Genomic DNA, 1,365 nt, shown 5'->3' on the forward strand with positions numbered 1-1,365 from the left:
GCGTCAGATATGTATACGAGACAGCCACCGCGCCCCGGGGCGGGAGCGTGCGGTGGCGCGGGGCCGACCCGGCGCGCGGTGGAACCCGAGGGGCCGCCGGCGCCCCCGGCCCGGGCGGTACCGGCGGGCTCACTCCCGGCCGCCGGCACCACCCTCGGACGGGCCGGTGAAGCGGGGGCTGCTGAACCCCGGGTGGTCGTACCCCGGTGAGTCGTACCCCCGGCTCCGCTCGTTCCCGGTCCGCCCCTCGTTGGGACCGGCGAACCCGGGGCTGCTGTAGGACAGGCGCGGGGTGCGTCCCGCCGCGCCCTCCCGGCGGATCGGCGGGGTGCCGGGCCCCGACGGGTCGGCGGGGGCCTCCGCGTCGCGGGGCGCCTCCGCCGTGTCCCGCAGAAAGGGAAGCAACCCGCGTTCCATGAGTGCCTCCTCCCAGGCGTCGCGGGCGCGGGCCACCTCCTCCGATTCCGCCTCCCGGCGGCCCGATTCCGCCCCGCCCGCCCCGGTTTCCGAGCGGCCGGAACCGTGACGCAGCGCGGTGATCAACAATTCCGTTCCGGCGACCAGAATTCCGATCCCCATGAGGACGAGGAAGAACCAACCGGCGGTGCGGATGGTGCCCGCCGCCACGGGTTCCGGATCCATCACCCCCAGCAGGTGGCCGAGGGTGAGAAAGATCGCCGCCGCGATTCCGGCCAGTATCGGGAGCAGCACCGAGATCACGGCGGCCAGACCGGCGCCGGCGGTCCCGCCGTTCGGATCGGGCCGTCCGTCCCCACCGGTACCGCGCCCGGCCGCCCGGCGGGAACCGCGCCCATCGCCGGTCGGGGGCCCGCCGCCCGGAGCGGCGCGGCCCGCCCGGGCGTCGAGCAGGCGCCCGTACTCCACCGCCGCCACGGCGGTGATCAGCGGGGCGGCGTCCCGCGCCGTGCGGCGCAGGTTCTCGACGGTCACACGGCCGGGGCCGCGCGTTCCGGCGGAGGGGCCGTCGGCCCCGGGATGGGTCCGGCGGAGCGCTTCGTCCAACAGACGTTCGAACTCGGGACGATCCTCCGGCAGAAGATGACGTGCGGTGTTCATATGGGTTCCCCCAGTGCTCCGTTGGGCCGATACTGCCGACCGGACCGCCGGGAACGGGCGGAGAGCTTGTGGGCAGGACCGATATCGTAAAGCGGTTCGCCCTTTCCGCACAGGGAATGGCGCGATGAACTCCGTTCGGCGGCCCCGCTTTTCGGGTATTCCCCGAGTCGACGGTCCGGTCGTCCCCGGTTCCTCCCCCGCCCGGATGGGTTCCGCCGCACTCCGGACCACGACGACGCCAACACGCGAGGAACGGAGGGGAAACCGTCCCCGGGGGGAGGAGCCGGG

Annotated in this window: 1 protein-coding gene; it reads right to left on the bottom strand. The window is 74.7% G+C overall.

Translation table 11 applies throughout. From position 1 onward, the window contains the following. Positions 1 to 129 precede the first annotated feature (129 nt). Positions 130 to 1,077, bottom strand: a complete 948-nt coding sequence (locus tag FNQ90_RS23315) for a hypothetical protein (protein WP_182608159.1) — start codon at positions 1,075 to 1,077, stop codon at positions 130 to 132. Positions 1,078 to 1,365: the final 288 nt, after the last annotated feature.

Source organism: Streptomyces alkaliphilus (assembly GCF_014141535.1).
Classification (GTDB): domain Bacteria; phylum Actinomycetota; class Actinomycetes; order Streptomycetales; family Streptomycetaceae; genus Streptomyces; species Streptomyces alkaliphilus.